A 16,378-nucleotide genomic window follows, 5' to 3' on the forward strand; every position below is an offset into this window, starting at 1 on the left:
CGCTGTCACTGGTCGACCAACCGCACATCAAAGAGAGTCCTGCTCACGCTCTCCCATGGTGGAGGGCTGCCCGGCGCGATCTCGAGGATCTTGCCGTTCCGGCACGTGAAGATGAAGAGATCCTGGACTCCGTCACTGTTGAAGTCCACAGCCTTCGGATTGGGGCAGCGGAACTCGATGAGCGCGGTGGCCTTGGCCTTGGCGAACGTGTTCTTCGTGCCGGGGATGACCGGCGAGTCCACCGGCTTGCGCCCCTTGACCTCGACCGTGATCCGGTCGCGCAGGTGCCCGTAGTCCGGAATGCAGAGGGTCTTGTCGGCGTCATTGGCGTCGGCCAACCGCTCGGCCTCGGAGCAGGGCGGAACGAAAGGCGCGCCGATAAAGAGGTCCAGCGTGTTGCCCGGGAGCGAGGCGTAGAACCCCGTTCCGAAGTCGTCGCGTGCGCTCTGAGCGGCGGCCAGTGCGGCGGCGTCAGCCGCACCCTGAGACCCGTTGCGCAAGGCGGAAGCCTTGCCGACAGCGAAGAAGGCCAACGCGAGGAAGAGCAGGCCCGCCACCATCATGACGTAGATGGGGAAAGCCTGCCCTCCGTCGTTGCGGGAACGACCGATCATCACTGGGCGGTGATGGAATCCACCAGCCCGCTGATGCGCGTGGAGATCGCCCCGCCGATGCCCGTCGCCACGATCGCGCCGATGATCGCCACGACCACCAGAATGATGCCCAGGTACTCGAACGCCGTCTGCCCCCGGTCCTTCGCCGCGTACCGCTTCTGGATGGCGCTGACGGCCGTGTTGGCCCAGCCGTTGACGCGGACGGCGGTCTTCAGGGTGATGTCCGACATGGTGTTCCCCTCCTGGTTCGGCCGACCGTCTGCCGGCCGACTCGGGCGTTTCTGCGGTGGCGTTCCCGGTACCGGCTTCCTCCTGGCCGGTGCCGGGAACGACGGGAGAAATATAGGAGGGTACCCCCGCACGCTCCGAGGGTCCGTGGGCCCATTCCCGGGCCCAAAAGGTCTCCTGGGCCCCCTCATTGGGCATCCCGCCGGTCATGGGTGCCGTCCGGGGTCCCGGGGGGCCGTGCCGAGCCAGCGGGCGATCGCCTCGCTGCGGCTGGTGCTGTGGAGCTTGGTGAAGATGCGGTTGATGTGGTTCTTGACGGTCTTCTCGCTGATGAAGCAGGTGGCGGCGATCTGCTGATTACTCATTCCGGACGCAATCAGCTCCATGACCTCCACCTCCCTCGAACTCAGCCCGTACTGGTGCCTGTTGGGGGGAGAGACCGACCCCCCGGTCACAGAAGACTGTCCCACAAGGGGTTGCAGTTGCGAAAGGCTTTCGGGATGTTCGCGCTGTTGTGGTGGTGTCTGGACGGGCGCCGCCGTGAGTGCCGCGCCCAGGCCGTCGGGCAGGGTGGCGCGGCCCGGGACCGTGCCGTGGCGCATATGGGCCAGCAGGGCGTCGGCGGCCGTGGCCGTGAAGTTGGCGCGGCCGTTCCGCGTGTCCCGTACCGCCCGCACCAGCTGGTCCGCCGTGAACTCGCCGTGCACCAGGTAGCCGCCGGCGCCCAGGCGCAGGGCCTCGTGGACGATCTCGCTCTCACGGCTGTAGGTCAGCATGAGTACGGGGGCGATGCCCACCAGGTGCGGCAGCGCCGAGATGCCGTCCACGCCGGGCATACGGACGTCCAGCAGGACCACGTCCGGGCGGTGGTGGAGCGTCTTCTCGTACGCCTCCCGGCCGTCCGCCGCCTCCGCGACGACCTGGATGTCGGCCCGGCCCGAGAGCAGGACGCCCAGGCCGGCCCGGACCACGGGGTTGTCGTCGGCCACCACCACCCGGAGCCGGGCCGTGGCGGGAGCGGGGGGCAGGGCGGGGGGACCGGTCGCGGGGTGCGGGGGTCCTGCTTCGAAGACGTCGTCCGGCATGCGGCGGCCTCCTCTCCGGGTCGGGGGCATGGGGATCACGGGGGTCACAAGGGACGCGGGGATGACACGTGGGGGGTGGGGGCGGGGGCCTGGAGGCGTGCGGGGTCCGGGGCCGGCGCGAGCGGGGGCGGATGCGTCGGGGGTGGCTCCAGCGCCGCCAGCGGGAGTTCCACCCGTACCTCCGTCCCCCGCTCCGCCTTGCCCCGGCCGATCCGGATACGGGCCCCGATCGACGCCGCGCGCTCCACCATGCCGACCAGGCCGAAGTGGCCCGCCCGGCGTAGGCCCTCCAGGGTGGTTCCGGCGGGGAGGCCGCGGCCGTCGTCGTACACGCTCACGCGCAGCACGTCGTCCTTCACTCCGGCCAGGACGACCAGGTACGTGGGGCCCGCGTGGCGGTGCGCGTTCTCCAGGGCCTCCGAGGCGACCGTGAGGAGCTGGCGGGCCACCGCCTGAGGGATGGGCGGGACCGGGGTCTCCTCGGCGAGGCGGCGGAACGTGGCCGTCAACGGGTGGCGGGCGGTGAAGTCGCCCGCCTGGGCCGCCAGTTCCGTGAGGATGTCCACGCCGCCCTCCAGGCCCTGTTCGCGGCGCAGGTCCGTGAGCAGCTCCCTGGACTCGGCGGCGGCCCGGCGCGCGGCCCGGGCGACCAGTTCCGCCTGGTGCCGGACCGTCGGCGGGTCCATCCGGTCGGCCGAGCGCGCCAGGCCGTCGGCGGCCAGGGCCAGGCCGTGCAGGGTCTTGGCGACGGAGTCGTGCATCTCCCGGGCCAGGCGGGTGCGTTCGCCTTCCACCGCCTCGTTCACCGCCAGCCGCGCCCGGGTCTCGGTGAGCGCCTGGGTGGCCGTCCCGAACCGCAGGAGCAGGTTGCGCAGGGTGACCCCCACCGCCCCGGCGATCACGCAGAAGCCGGGCAGGAGCAGTCCCGTCGCCCCGCCCGCCTCCAGCTTCGGGACACTCGTGTACACGCTGAAGACGATCACCACCTGGAGCGCCGCGAACACCGCCGCCCCCCGCCAGCCCTGGACCAGGCCGGCCAGCAGCGGGGTGCAGACCGTGACGTACGCGAGGGTCGACTCGGGGGTCGCCGTGATCAGCAGGAGCGAGCCGAAGGCCACGTCGACCGCGAGGAGCCAGGGGTGGCGCAGGAGGACGGGGCCGAAGCGTTCCCAGTCGCGGAACAGGACGTACGAGCCCATGAAGGTGACCAGGACCGCCGAGCCGATGAACCAGGTGGGCAGGCCGGGGGCGGTGTGGCCGATGGCGTACGGGGTCGCGATCGCGATCATCGCCAGCCGGAAGCCGAAGACCTGGCGGCACATGGCCTGGAGGGCGTTGACCTGGATGGCGAAGGCCGGGGCGGCCGGGGTGCCGGCATGGGCCCGGGTCAGGTCGGCGGTGAGACCCGGCTGGGAACCGCTCAGTTGGTATGCCATGTTCCTGTCACCTCCGCCTCGTGCTCCGTAGAACTCCGCAAGAGTCCGCTGCCCCGGTCGTCCCCACCCCTCCGGCCGTTCATGTCAGCCGCCCGTGAGAAACGAGAAGTCGACATCGGCCCCGTACACGAACCCGACCGTGAGGAGAACGAGCGTGCCCGGCAGCAGGAACGACGTCACCGCGAACGTCGCCTTCGGGACCGCCTTGGCCGCCTTGCGGCGGGCGTTCTGGGCGTCGGTTCGGCGCATGTCGTTGGCGATCTGGATGAGCGTCTCGACGATGGGCGCACCCAGTTCCTCGCCCTGCTGGAGTGTGGTGACGAACATCGCGACCTGCTCCGAGTCGTTGCGCCGGCGCAGCTCCTCGAAGGCCTGGCGGCGGCTTACGCCCATGTCCATCTGGCGCAGGGTGATGCGCAGTTCGTCGGACCAGGGGCCCTCGTACTTCTCCGCCACCCGGTCCAGCGCCTGCCGGAAGCCGAGTCCCGCGGAGACGACGACGGCGAGGACGTCGAGGAAGTCCGGCAGGGTGCGCTCGATGTGCTCCCGGCGCACCCGGATCGCCGACCAGATCCCCGCCTCCACCCAGAACAGGCCGAACGCCACCATGAGGAGGGCGAGGAAGAGCTGGCCGCGCAGGAGCATCGAGAAGGCGCCGAGGAGGCCCAGCGCGCCGTAGACCGCACGGCGGGCCGCGTAACGGTCGATGGTGAGGCCGCCGGGGTTTCCGGCCAGGTCGATCTGGCGGCGCTTCTTGTTGACCGCCTTGGGGCCCATCATCCGCAGCACCATGGGGGCCCAGCGGATGCCGAGCCGGTCGATGCCGGAGCCCACCGCGCCGGTGCGCGAGGAGCCGGATTCGAGCGCCACGGCGAGGTCGCCGGGGAGTTTGGCGTCGGCCCGGTACATCCGGATGCCGTGGATGGCCCCGTAGACGGCGAGGCCGACGACCAGGGCTAGCAGCAGGTCCATGTCCGTCCCCCTTCTTCCTGGTGTCAGACGTCGATACGGGACAGGCGGCGGATGACCACGAATCCGATCGCGTACAGGGCGATGGCCACGACCACTGCGGCCTGGCCGATGAAGGCGCCGGTCATGCGGTCCAGGGCGCCGGGCATGACCGCGTTCATCAGGAGCATCGCGCCGATCCCGAAGGCCGGTACGGCGTAGGCGGTGACGGTGACCTGGGAGAGCTGGGTCTTGACCTCACGGCGGGTCTCCTTGCGCTCCTCCAGCGTCTCGGTGAGGTTGCGCAGCGAGCTGACGACCGTGCCGCCCGCCCGGTTGGAGAGGACCAACGTGGTCACCAGGACGACCAGTTCGCGGGACGGCAGCCGGTCGGTCAGCTCGCTCAGTGCCTCGTCCAGGGATTCGCCAACCGCCAACCGCCGCGCCACCCGGGCCAGTTCCTCGCCCGCCGGGTCCTCCAGCTCCTCCGCCGCCATGGAGAGCGCGGTGCGCAGGGCCAGGCCCGCCTGGGTGGCGTTGGCCAGGATGCGGGAGAGCTCGGGCAGTTGGTTGATGAAGCGTTCGGTGCGCTTGGTCCGCTGCCAGTTCAGGAAGGCGTTGGTGCCCCAGAGGCCGATCAGCGCGGCGACCGGACCGAAGAAGGCCGCGAGCATGGAGGAGGCGATCATCCACAGCCCGGCCATCGCGAGGAGCGCGTAGACGAAGAACTCGCCGGGGGTGAGCTCCATCCCCGTCGCCGCGAGCTTCAGCTCCAGCTTCCGGCCGAGCGCGGTGGCCCGCAGCCGCCGGTCCAGGCCCCTGAACCGGCGGTGCCGGCCCGTCTCGGGGACCTGGCCGACATGGGAGAGCCGCTCCACGAGCGCGTCGCGGTCGGCCTTGCCGCCGGAGTAGGCGTACAGGCCCATCACGCCGAGCACACAGGCGAGAAGGGTGACGCCGACGGTGACCAGGGGGAGGTTGACGTTGTCCATGGCTCGGTACCTAGTTGGCCTCTCGGGTGGCGAGCTGTTCGGCGCTCTCCGCGACGCCGAACGCCTGCGGGATGGGCTGGCTCGCCATGTAGAGACGGTCGGCGACCCTGCGGGGCAGCGGCAGGTACTGGAAGCGGCCGTGGATGCGGCCGTCCGCCGCCATCGGCTGCCCGTCGAACCGGGCCGCCGTGACGATCCGGTACGGGTCGCGCCCGTGCGAGTCGAGCACCGCGATCTCGGTGATCTTCCTGGTGCCGTCGGCGTGCCGGGTGAGCTGGACGATCACGTCGACGGCGCTGTTGATCTGGTCGTGCAGCGCCTCGAAGGGGATCTCCACCTCGGACATCGAGGCGAGGGTCTGCAGACGCATCAGCGCGTCCTCGGCGTTGTTGGCGTGGACGGTGGCGAGCGAGCCGTCATGGCCGGTCGACATCGCCTGGAGCATGTCGAGGGACTCGCCGCCGCGGACCTCACCGACGACGATGCGGTCGGGGCGCATACGCAGGGAGTTGCGGACCAGGTCGCGGATGGTGATCTGGCCCTTGCCCTCGACGTTGGCCGGGCGGGACTCCAGCCGGATCACATGGTTCTGCTGGAGCTGGAGTTCGGCGGAGTCCTCGATGGTGACGATGCGCTCGGTGTTCGGGATCAGCCCGGAGAGCGCGTTGAGGAGCGTCGTCTTCCCGGTGCCGGTGGCGCCCGAGACGATGATGTTGAACTTGGCCTGGACGAGCCCGGCGAGCAGGATCAGCATCTGCTCGTCCAGCGAACCGAAGCCGATCATCTCCTGGAGGGTGAAGGAGCGCGGGAAACGGCGGATGGTGAGCGTGGCGCCGGTCAGGGAGAGCGGCGGGATGATCACGTTGACACGTTCACCGCTGGGGAGCCGTGCGTCGACCATCGGATTCGACTCGTCCACGCGGCGGTTGACGGTCGACACGATGCGTTCGATGGTCTGCATCAGTTGCTCGTGCGAGCCGAAGCGCATCGGGAGCTGCTCGACCTTGCCGCTGCGCTCGACGAAGATCTGGTCGGGGCCGTTCACCATGATCTCGGTGATCGACGCGTCCTCCAGGAGCGGTTCCAGGATGCCGAGGCCCAGCGCCTCGTCCACGACGCGCCGGATCAGCTGCGAGCGCTCGACGGTGGAGAGGACCGGGCCCTCGCGGCTGATGATGTGGCCGAGTACGCGCTCCAGACGGGCCCGCCGGTCGGCGGCGGCCAACGAGGACATCTCCGCGAGGTCGATCTCCTCCAGGAGCTTCGCCCGGTAGGTGGCCACCATGTGGCCGTCCTCCCGTGCGCCGCCGTGCTCGTCCGGGGCGGTCATGCGTGCCCGCAGGCTCATCTGCCCAACTCTCCTCGGTGTCGCGGATGGTGCTGTTCCTCCGGCCGGCCCCTGGCGTCCGTGCCGTCCGTGGCGCTACTCGCGCGGCATCGTGGCGCTCCGCTTCGCCCACCAGCCGTCCAGGCCGGGGACGACCAGGGGGACCTTGACCTCGACCGTGACGGTGATGTCCCGGCCGCCGCTCTGGCCGTAACGGAACCCGCCGTCGCCCAGCCAGCCGCTCATGGCGCTGCGGGCCGTCGACCGCGGGTCGCCGTGCGCGTCGTAGCTGGCCGCCGTACGGGCTCCGGCGCGTGCGGCCGTGCCCGCCTGGTTGGCGGCGTAGGCGGCGAGGCCGAGTTGGAGGGCCCCCATGGCGACGAGGAGCAGGAGGGGGAGGAAGCCGAGGTACTCCATGGCGACCTGGCCGCGGTCCCGGCCCTGGTCCCGCTCCTGGCCCCGGCGCGGCTGCCGGGTGTTCAGCGACGCGTTGGCGGTTGGCGTCATCACTCAGTCCTCCAGCGCCGATCCGGCTTCGCCCTTGATGGGGATGTCGAGGTCGAACAGGCCGGGCACCAGCACCGGCACCTTGAGCGTCACCTTCGCCTCGTACAGGCCCGAGCCCGGGCCGCAGCTCACCCGGGCCGCACTCGACCAGGCGTCGGGCAGGTCCTCCAGCGCACCCGCCCGGCACGCCGCGCCCGCCCCGTACTCCGCTCCGCTCCCCTTGCGCGCGCCCACGTCAGCCGCGTTGCCCGCGAGGCTGAAGGTGTAGCCGATCAGGGCGCACTCCCAGAGCACGAGCATGATCAGGATGATGAAGGGGGTCATGCCCAGGAACTCGACGGCGGTCTGTCCCCGGTCATCTCCCCGCAGGCGCCGAAGACGCCTGGGGCCGGGGCGCTCCCAAAGGCCCCTGAGCCCCCGTATGCCGGTGCGGGCTGTCCTCGTGGTGGTCGTCATCGCTCAACGTGTCCCCTCAGCGTCTGCGGACCCGCCGCGCCGGCGGCGCGGGTGTCCGACCGAGCCCCGGTCGTTCTTGAAGGTGCCGCTGTTCCTCTTGGCCAGAACGCCGCCGGACTTCTTGGCGGTCACGCTCGGCTTGACCATGCCCAGCTCTCCGGCCAGCCCCCACAGGGCCTGCTTGACGGTGCTCTTGGCGTCCAGTTCGTGCAGGCGGCCGGAGTCGACGGCGGCCTGGAGCTCCTTGAAGTTGGCGGGGACCGCCGCTGCGGCGACCCGGGTGCCGGTGATCTTCTGGATCAGGGGTGGCTGGATCTCGGTGTTGCGGGTGAAGCGGTTGACGAGGGTGACGGTCTCCTCGGCCTTGCGGATCTGGAGCCGTTCCCACATCCGTACGACGCGCTTCGCGCCGCGCACCGCGACCACGTCCGGGGTCGTCACCAGCAGGGCCGTGTCCGCCATCTCGATGGCCGCCGCGTTGGCCCCGTTCATCTGGCCGCCGCAGTCGATGACGACGATCTCGTACCGGGAGCGCAGGGCGCTGACGATCTGGCGGGCCGAACGGTCGCTGACCTCCTCGCCGCGTTCGCCCTCGCCGGGGGCGAGCAGCAGCGCGAGGCCGGTGGAGTGGGAGAAGACGGCGTCGGCGAGGACCCGGGGCGAGATGTCGTTGATCAGGGCGAGGTCGACGAGCGAGCGCCGGAACTGCACGTCGAGGAAGGAGGCGATGTCGCCGGTCTGGAGGTCCATGTCGACCAGGGCGACGGTATGGCCGGACGCCTGGGCGGCCAGGGCGAGCTGGATGGCGGTGACGGTGGCGCCGACGCCGCCCTTGGCGCCGGTGACCGTGACGACCGTGCCGCCGGGTCCGGCGAAGACGTCGCCGGCGGAGGAGAGGTGGCGGCGTACGCCGGTGGACCACTGGGCCGCGGCCTGGACCCGGTTGGCGAGCTCCTCGTACCCCACCGGCAGGGTGACCAGGCCGCGGGCTCCGGAGTCCATCGCGTCGGCGAAGAGGTGGGGACCGGCGTCCGTGGTGATCATGACGACCCCGACGGAGGGGAACCGCAGGGACACCTCCCGGATCAGCTCCAGGGCCGGGACCGGGCCGATCCGCTCGTGCACCAGCACCACTTCGGGCAGCTCGTCCAGGGCCTCGCCCGCGAGGCGGGCCAGGGTGTCGATCAGCTGGGTCGAGTCGGTGACCGGGCCCGCCGGTTCTGCGTCGGGCAGCTGGCTGAGCAGGGTGGTGAGGGAGCGTGCCGCGTCGGGGTCGCCCACGGCCGGGACGATTCTGATGGTCATCCGGTCCCTCACTTGTCCTTGTCGAGGGTGTAGGTGCGGTCACCCGGGCGGATGGTGCCGTCGCTGCCGGGGGCGAGGAGTGCGAGACGTACGTGCTCCGCGAAGGACTCGGCGTAGGCGATGCGCTGGGTGTCCAGCGTGTTCAGGGCGAAGGTGATCGGCACGGCCTCGGTCATCTGGGTGCGCCGGTCGTCGCCGCTCGGGTTCAGTGCGGTGAGCTTGCCGACCTCCAGCACCTTGGCGTTGGAGACGATGACCTTGGACTGGGCGGGGTCGCCGTTCTCCTGCTGCTGCTCGCCGGCGAAGGTGGCGTAGATGTTGACCGTGGCGCCCGGTGTGATCTTGCCCGCGACGCCGGTGGCGGCGTCGATCATGATGGCGATCTCCTGCTCACCGGCGCGGAGTTCGGGTTTGCGCACCATCATGTCCGACTGGAGCAGCGAGCCGCCGCGGAGCTGGGTGACGGCGATCTTGCCCTCGACCTCCCGCAGGTCGGTCACGGCGTTCTCCGAGAGCCAGCGCTTGGGCATCGCGATCTTCTCGAACTGACCGCTGTTCAGTGCCGTGTACGGGGCCACGTCGGATTTCAGCTGGTAGGCGGTCACTTCGGGGCCGACCTTGGAGTTCACATCACTGATCACCGAGAGCACGCCGGCGAAGGCACCGAAGGCACACAGGACCGACAGGAGCAGGAGTATCACGCCGCGGCGCTGGCGGGAGTTCATGGGCCGGACAACCTCGTTCGAATCGGATGCGTGGGGCAGCGGACAGAGAGGGATGCGCGATGAGGCGGTACGGGCCGGGGGCCGGACGCCTGGGCCGGGCGGGCCTAGGGACCGGAACGTTCGCCGGCTTCCAGCTGAAGGACACCGCTGGAGGGCCTGCGGTTCTCGGGGGCGGCGAGCGGTGCGGAACAGAAGGCGCAGCGGTCACCGATGAGTTCCATCTCGCACCAGTGGCACTTCTCCCGGCGGACGGAGGAGACCAGCTGGTACAGCACGGAGAGGTCCGGGAGATGGGCGGCGAACTCCACCAGCTTTCCCGTGCCCCACCAACGCGGGGAGTCGGCGGGAACACGCGTCTCGTGTACGGCCTGGACCTTCCAGGCGGGCGCGAGGGTCTCCTGTACCCAGTCCGACTGCAACTGCCCCTGGGCGACGAGAAGATGCGTACGGAACTCCGGTCCGGCCAGGGGTTCGGCGGCCGGGCCCACCTTGATGAGCTGCGGTTCGGGGCCGGCGAGTACGGCGAACTGGGAGCCGGGGACCCAGGACCTGGCATGGCTCTTGAGGCTGACCGGGACCCGGTCGAGCTTGGCGACCGAGTTGAGCAGGGCGCCCGCGTAGATGTAGTGCGACAGCAGCCGGGCGGCGGAGGCGACGACCCCGGGGCTGAAGTCGCAGATGGACAACTGCCGCAGCTGGCGGACGAGTACGGCCACGCCGAGGGGCGGCAGGTCGACCTTGACCAGGGCGATCCGGTCGCTCTCCAGGACCGAGCGGATGGAGTGGAGCCGGCGTTCGTGCTCGGGCCGGATGCCGGAGGGGTAGAGGGCGATCACGTATCCGTGCTGTTCGAGCAGCAGATGCATGTCGCCGATCGCCAGCTCCAGGACCTGGGCTTCGGGGGCCTGGAGCAGGGCCGCGGTCGGTGTCTGCTGATCGGTGGGCGGCAGCACCAGATCTGCACTCGTCACTGCTATCGCGGTCGGCACGCTCTTCCCCGTTCGGCTCCGGCCGCCGTCGAGACGTCGGCCGCAATCGCTCCTGCTCCGTGCTCCTGCCTCAGCACTTTAGCCACGTCTCACCAGGCAGAGAACAGTTATCGGAGACCAGTGCGTCATCATGCGAACACCGTTCGTACGGGGGTCGGGTGCTAAACAGGACGAAATCGATTCCGGTCAACTTCTTTACCACTGCGGAGCGTCACCGAACCGGCCATCCGGAATCCGGGCGCGCTTCCATTCCCGCACGTCAGGGCCGATAGGGGCGCGTTCCGGATCATTTCGGCGGGCTGTTTCGTCACGGTACGAAGACCTTCGGCAAGATCACCCGTGCGGGTAGCGCGTTAGGGGCACGGGGGTGCCTTCCGGCAAAGAAAATTCGGCCCGGAGCGCTCTGCCGAGCACCTCGCGGGCGATCCGGGAGCCTCCGCGCGAGCAACCGCCCGCCCTTCCGGAAGGCCCTTTCACTGCCAGAGGTCTTGACAACTTGATTGGTCTGGACCAGTTTATCCGCCAGCGGTGACGACCGCTTCCGCTCCACCCCGCACGGCCTTCCCCATCCCCGCCGCCGTGCGCCGCCCGTCCGGCACGCCCGCACCGCCGCACCACCCCCGCCACGCACCACCAACTCCCCACGGAGGCCCCCGTGCAACGCTCCGCAGGCAGCAGAAGACGCAGAAGGCACCACTCCCGTCCGTTCCTCGGCGGCGCCATGGCAGTCATCGCGGCGGGCGCCCTGACCGTCACCGGACTCGTCTCCACCGCCCAGGCCGCCGACGTCAACAACGCCAAGAACGCGGGCTTCGAGTCGGGGCTCGCCAACTGGTCCTGTTCCGCCGGCAGCGGCGCCACCGTCTCCACCCCCGTGCGCAGCGGCACGTCCGCGCTGAAGGCCACCCCGGTCGGCCAGGACAACGCCAAGTGCACGCAGACCGTGGCCGTGAAGCCCAACTCGACGTACGCGCTGAGCTCCTGGGTGCAGGGGGGTTACGCCTACCTCGGGGTGACCGGCAGCGGAACGACCGACGTCTCCACCTGGACGCCCGGCTCCACCGCCTGGACCAAGCTGTCCACGAGCTTCAGGACCGGCGCCAACACCACGTCGGTGACCGTCTACACCCACGGCTGGTACGGGCAGTCCGCCTACTTCGCCGACGACGTCGAGGTGACCGGCCCCGACGGCGGTGGCGGCGGTGACGGCCCCGGCCCGGTCATCCCGGCGGCCCCCGCCGGTCTCGTCACGGGCGCCACGACGACGTCCTCCGTCGCCCTGTCCTGGAACGCGGTCTCCGGCGCCACGGGCTACAAGGTCTACCGGGACGGTGTGCAGGCCACCACCTCCACCGGGACCTCGGCGACCGTCACGGGGCTGGCCGCCGACACGGCGTACCAGTTCTCGGTGAGCGCCACCAACGCGGCCGGTGAGTCGGTCAGGTCCGCCGCCGTCAGCGCCCGTACGGCCAAGCCCGGCACGGGCGGCCCCGGCCCCGCCGTGCCCAAGCACGCGGTGACCGGCTACTGGCAGAACTTCAACAACGGCGCGGCCGTCCAGAAGCTCACCGACGTCCCGGCCGACTACGACATCATCGCGGTCTCCTTCGCGGACGCCACGCCGACGCCGGGCGCGGTCACCTTCAAGCTGGACACCGCCGGGCTGAACGGCTACACCGACGCCCAGTTCCGCGCGGACATCAGGACCAAGCAGGCGCAGGGCAAGAACATCATCATCTCGATCGGCGGCGAGCTCGGCACCGTGCGGGTCGACAACGACGCCTCCGCCACCGCGTTCGCCAACTCGGTGTACGCGCTGATGCAGGACTACGGCTTCAACGGGGTCGACATCGACCTGGAGAACGGCCTCAACGCCACCTACATGACGAAGGCGCTGCGCCAGCTGTCGGCGAAGGCGGGCAGCGGGCTCGTCATCACGATGGCCCCGCAGACCATCGACATGCAGTCGACGGCGGGTGAGTACTTCAAGACGGCGCTCAACATCAAGGACATCCTGACCGTCGTCAACATGCAGTACTACAACAGCGGTTCGATGCTCGGCTGCGACGGCAAGGTCTACTCGCAGGGCTCGGTGGACTTCCTCACCGCGCTCGCCTGCATCCAGTTGGAGGGCGGCCTCGACCCGTCCCAGGTCGGCATCGGTGTCCCCGCCTCCACCCGGGGCGCGGGCAGCGGTTACGTCGCCCCGTCGATCGTGAACGCCGCGCTGGACTGCCTGGCCAAGGGCACCAACTGCGGTTCGTTCAAGCCCTCGAAGACCTACCCGTCGCTGCGCGGCGCGATGACCTGGTCGACCAACTGGGACGCGACGGCCGGCAACGCCTGGTCGAAGGCGGTCGGCCCGCACGTCCGCAGCCTGCCGTAACGCCACCGCACCACCCCGAACCCGCAGCGCCGCCGCTCCCCCGGCGGCGCTGCGGCGTTTCGAGGTGCCTGGTCACCAGGGGAGTTCGCGCACCTGCTGCACACACAGCACGATGAACAGCAGCCCCGCCAGGGCCAGCATCCCGTTGCTGAGCAGGCCGTTGCGCCACATTCTGGGCGTACGGGAGGAGTTGAGCAGCCACAGCAGGGTCAGGGCGAGGAAGGGCATGAAGAACGCGCCGAGCACGCCGTACGCGATGACCAGGCCGAACGGCTCGTCCAGCCAGAGCAGGGTCATCGGCGGGAAGGTCAGCCAGAGCAGATAGGCGCGGAACGGCAGCGACCGCTGCTGCCGGTCGACGACGGCGGGACCGGCGTGTTCCGCCTCAGGGCCCGCCGGGGCCCGGAACCGCGTCACGAAGTCGGCGAACATCAGGCTCACCCCGTGCCAGACGCCGATCAGCGACGAGAACGACGCGGCGAAGAAGCCGACCAGGAAGAGCTTCGCGGTGCCCGCCCCGAACCGGTCCTCCAGCACCTTGCCCAGGTCGATCAGCCCGCGGTCGCCGGAGGTGAGGGCGATCTGCGAGGCGTGCAGCAGCTCGGCGCCGACGATGAGCATCGCCACGACGAAGATCCCGGTGGTGATGTAGGCGACCCGGTTGTCGAGCCGCATCACCTTCATCCAGGAGGAGTTGCTCCACCCCTTGGCGTTGACCCAGTACCCGTACGCCGCCATGGTGATCGTGCCGCCGACCCCGCCGATCAGCCCGAGGGTGTAGAGCAGCGAACCGTCCGGCAGTGCGGGGGCGAGCCCGGCGAACGAGGCCCCCACGTCCGGCACGACCCGGACGGCCACGTACACGACCACCACGAACATGATGCCGATCAGGACCGTCATGACCTTCTCGAAGACGGCGTACCGGTTGAACCAAACGAAGGCCAGTCCGATCAGCCCGGTGACGATCGCCCAGAACTTCAGCCCGGGGCCGTCCGGGAACAGCGCCACGATGGGCAGGGCGCTGGAGGACATGGCCGTGGCGCCGTAGATGAAGCCCCAGACGACGACGTAGATCGCGAAGTACACCGTGGTCCAGGGACCGATGCTGCGCCAGCCGTCGAAGAGCGTGCGCCCGGTCGCCAGGTGCCAGCGGCCGGCCGCCTCGGCGAGCGAGATCTTGACCACGCAGCCGATCACCGCCGCCCACATCAGGGTGTACCCGAACTTGCTGCCCGCGACCAGCGTCGCGACCAGGTCGCCGGCCCCGACCCCGGTCGCCGCGACGACGATGCCGGGGCCGATGTACTTCCAGCTGGATCTACGTGGTCGGGAGGCCGGCTCCCCTGTCTCTGTGGTTGCGCTTGTCTCCGCCATGCCGATCAAGGAAGCGCAATCGGCGGGTCAGCACAAGAGGGCGTGCACGGCAGTAAAATCGGGTGGGGACCCATCGGTCGGCAGTCGGCGGCGGATACGGGGGAAGGGCGCGGTTCCGGCGGCGCGCTGTGGCCTTCCGAAGGAGGCGCCATGTCTCACATGACCCACACAAGTCCCACGAGCCCCCCTGCTCAGCAGGCGATGGATCCGGTCCGGCAGGAACAGTTCGCCGGACGGATGCTGCAGGTGCTCAACGATTCCTGCCTGGGGTATCTGTGCAGTCTCGGACACCGGACGCGGCTGTTCGACGTGATGGCGGAGCTGCCGGCGTCGACCAGTGAGCAGATCGCCGGGGCAGCCGGGCTGGACGAGCGCTATGTGCGCGAGTGGCTGGGCGGGGTGACCGTGGGCGGGATCGTCGCGTACGACCCGGCGGACGGTACGTACCGGCTGCCGCCCGAGCACGCCGCCTCCCTGTGCCGCGCCGCCGGGCCCGACAACCTGGCCTCCTTCCTCCAGGACCTGGCCCTGATCGGGCTGGTCGAGGACGAGGTGGTCACGGCGTTCCGGGAGGGGGGCGGGGTGCCGTACTCCTCGTATCCGAAGTTCCAGGACCTTCAGGCCGAGGAGACGGCGCGGGTGTACGACGCGGCGCTGGTCGACGCGATCATTCCGCTGGTGCCCGGCCTGCCGGAGCGGCTGGGCTCGGGCGCCGGGCTGGACGTGCTCGATGTCGGTACGGGCCAGGGGCACGCGGTCAACCTGCTGGCGCGGGCGTTCCCGGCCAGCAGGTTCCGCGGGGTGGACATGTCGGAGGGCGGCATCGCGGCGGCCCGGGCCGAGGCGGAGCGGCTGGGCCTCGCGAACGCCCGCTTCGACCTGGCGGACGCGGCCGCGGTGACCGGGCCGTACGACCTGATCACCGCCTTCGACGTGATCCACGACCTGGCCCGCCCGGCGGAGACCCTGGCGGCCGTCGCCGGTGCGCTGCGGGACGACGGGGTGTTCCTGATGGGGGACATCGCCGCCTCCAGCAGGCTGGAGGAGAACCTGGACCTCCCGCTGGGCCCCACGCTCTACGCCTTCTCGGTCTTCTACTGCATGACGGTCTCGCTCGGCGAGGGCGGCGCGGGCCTGGGGACCGTGTGGGGCCGGCAGACCGCGCTGCGGATGCTGAAGGAGGCGGGCTTCGGGGAGGTCGCGGTGCGCGAGGTGGAGGGCGACATCCTGAACGTCTACTACGTCGCGCGCAAGGGGAGTTGAGCGAAGGACCGGGGCACACCGGGCCCCATCGCTGCGGTCGGTGATCGAGTTCTTCGGCAACCCGTTCGTCGCCCTGACGATCGCCCTCTTCCTCCCGTACTAGGGCATCCACTGCTCGGAGCCTGTCGGAGAGCTTGTGGAAGGGTCCAGCGCGATGGAGGAGAACGTCGCGGCGAGGATCAGGATGAGCGGGGTGAGGAGGGCAGGGGGAGCGCGGCACGGCGCCGCCGGGGGACGGGGCGCCGTGCCGTACGGCGTGGTGGAGCGGTGGTGCGGGTGAGGCAAGGCGTTCAGGCGGTCAGTGGGTCTGGACCTTCGGTGGATCCGGAACGTCAGCTGAGTACCGCGAGCGCGTCGATCTCGATCAGCAGCCCCTTGGGCAGGCCGACGTAGACCGTCGTACGGGCCGAGGGGGCCTCCTTGAGGTTCTGCTCGGCGAAGTACGCGTTGTAGATCTCGTTCATCTCCGCGAAGTGGTCCACGTCCGTCAGGTAGACGCGCATCATCATCACGTCGTCCCAGCTCGCGCCGCCCTCCTCCAGGATCGCCTTGACGTTGGCGAAGGTCTGGAGGGTCTGCTCGCGCAGGGTGGGGCCGGCAGGGGTCGGGGCCTGGCCCTCCACGGCGGGCAGGAAGCCGACCTGGCCGGCGACCTGGAGGATGTTCCCCTTCCGCACGCCGTGCGAGAACTTCGCCGGCGGCGTGGTGTGGGTGGAGGGGGTGAGGGCGGTCTTCTCGGTCAT

General features: G+C 70.2%; 16 protein-coding genes. 2 read left to right on the forward strand and 14 right to left on the reverse strand.

Annotation, left to right across the window (positions count from 1 at the left end; genetic code table 11):
- Positions 1 to 5: 5 nt before the first annotated feature.
- From AMK21_RS17405 to AMK21_RS17460, 12 genes are all read right to left on the reverse strand, one after another.
- Positions 6 to 614 (reverse strand): pilus assembly protein TadG-related protein, encoded by a 609-nt coding sequence (locus AMK21_RS17405; RefSeq protein WP_073878846.1) that lies wholly within the window; start codon positions 612 to 614, stop codon positions 6 to 8.
- Positions 614 to 844: a hypothetical protein gene (locus AMK21_RS17410; RefSeq protein WP_073878848.1), complete on the reverse strand. Its 231-nt coding sequence runs from the start codon at positions 842 to 844 to the stop codon at positions 614 to 616. The genes AMK21_RS17405 and AMK21_RS17410 overlap by 1 nt, the downstream gene beginning before the upstream one ends.
- 204 nt (positions 845 to 1,048) lie before the next feature.
- Entirely contained in the window at positions 1,049 to 1,927 is an 879-nt protein-coding gene (locus tag AMK21_RS17415; RefSeq protein ID WP_073878850.1) for a response regulator transcription factor, read from the reverse strand.
- A gap of 44 nt (positions 1,928 to 1,971) precedes the next feature.
- Positions 1,972 to 3,363, reverse strand: coding sequence for a sensor histidine kinase (locus tag AMK21_RS17420; protein ID WP_073878852.1), 1,392 nt, complete (start codon positions 3,361 to 3,363; stop codon positions 1,972 to 1,974).
- A gap of 84 nt (positions 3,364 to 3,447) precedes the next feature.
- Positions 3,448 to 4,335 carry a DUF5936 domain-containing protein gene (locus tag AMK21_RS17425; protein WP_073878853.1) on the reverse strand — a complete coding sequence of 296 codons (888 nt, stop codon included), beginning with the start codon at positions 4,333 to 4,335 and terminating at the stop codon, positions 3,448 to 3,450.
- Between the two features lie 23 nt (positions 4,336 to 4,358).
- On the reverse strand, positions 4,359 to 5,303 hold the full coding sequence (locus tag AMK21_RS17430; RefSeq protein ID WP_073878855.1) for a type II secretion system F family protein: 945 nt from the start codon (positions 5,301 to 5,303) through the stop codon (positions 4,359 to 4,361).
- Positions 5,304 to 5,313: 10 nt separating this feature from the next.
- Positions 5,314 to 6,651: a CpaF family protein gene (locus AMK21_RS17435; RefSeq protein ID WP_073878857.1), complete on the reverse strand. Its 1,338-nt coding sequence runs from the start codon at positions 6,649 to 6,651 to the stop codon at positions 5,314 to 5,316.
- A gap of 75 nt (positions 6,652 to 6,726) precedes the next feature.
- Positions 6,727 to 7,137 carry a TadE/TadG family type IV pilus assembly protein gene (locus AMK21_RS17440; RefSeq protein WP_073878859.1) on the reverse strand — a complete coding sequence of 137 codons (411 nt, stop codon included), beginning with the start codon at positions 7,135 to 7,137 and terminating at the stop codon, positions 6,727 to 6,729.
- A 3-nt stretch (positions 7,138 to 7,140) separates the two neighbouring features.
- A complete protein-coding gene (locus tag AMK21_RS17445; RefSeq protein WP_073878861.1) occupies positions 7,141 to 7,593 on the reverse strand; it encodes a TadE family protein in 453 nt (150 codons plus the stop codon).
- Between the two features lie 3 nt (positions 7,594 to 7,596).
- Positions 7,597 to 8,898, reverse strand: coding sequence for an AAA family ATPase (locus AMK21_RS17450; RefSeq protein WP_073878863.1), 1,302 nt, complete (start codon positions 8,896 to 8,898; stop codon positions 7,597 to 7,599).
- An 8-nt stretch (positions 8,899 to 8,906) separates the two neighbouring features.
- Positions 8,907 to 9,623, reverse strand: a complete 717-nt coding sequence (cpaB, locus tag AMK21_RS17455) for a Flp pilus assembly protein CpaB (RefSeq protein WP_073878865.1) — start codon at positions 9,621 to 9,623, stop codon at positions 8,907 to 8,909.
- A 104-nt stretch (positions 9,624 to 9,727) separates the two neighbouring features.
- A complete protein-coding gene (locus AMK21_RS17460; RefSeq protein WP_199863217.1) occupies positions 9,728 to 10,594 on the reverse strand; it encodes a hypothetical protein in 867 nt (288 codons plus the stop codon).
- Between the two features lie 673 nt (positions 10,595 to 11,267).
- On the opposite strand from AMK21_RS17460, the gene AMK21_RS17465 reads away from it, so the two are divergent.
- A complete protein-coding gene (locus tag AMK21_RS17465; RefSeq protein ID WP_079181182.1) occupies positions 11,268 to 12,998 on the forward strand; it encodes a chitinase in 1,731 nt (576 codons plus the stop codon).
- A 72-nt stretch (positions 12,999 to 13,070) separates the two neighbouring features.
- Here the strand turns inward: AMK21_RS17465 and AMK21_RS17470 are convergent, their stop codons facing one another.
- The gene (locus AMK21_RS17470) at positions 13,071 to 14,372 is read right to left on the reverse strand and encodes an Nramp family divalent metal transporter (protein WP_073878869.1); all 1,302 of its coding nucleotides are present in this window, start codon (positions 14,370 to 14,372) and stop codon (positions 13,071 to 13,073) included.
- A gap of 159 nt (positions 14,373 to 14,531) precedes the next feature.
- Here AMK21_RS17470 and AMK21_RS17475 point away from each other — a divergent pair, with 159 nt between their 5' ends.
- Entirely contained in the window at positions 14,532 to 15,635 is a 1,104-nt protein-coding gene (locus tag AMK21_RS17475) for a class I SAM-dependent methyltransferase (RefSeq protein ID WP_073878871.1), read from the forward strand.
- 332 nt (positions 15,636 to 15,967) lie between these two features.
- On the opposite strand, the gene AMK21_RS17480 is transcribed toward AMK21_RS17475, so the two are convergent.
- Entirely contained in the window at positions 15,968 to 16,378 is a 411-nt protein-coding gene (locus AMK21_RS17480) for a RidA family protein (protein WP_030561417.1), read from the reverse strand.

Origin of the sequence: Streptomyces sp. CB00316 (assembly GCF_001905595.1) — a bacterium.
GTDB lineage: Bacteria > Actinomycetota > Actinomycetes > Streptomycetales > Streptomycetaceae > Streptomyces.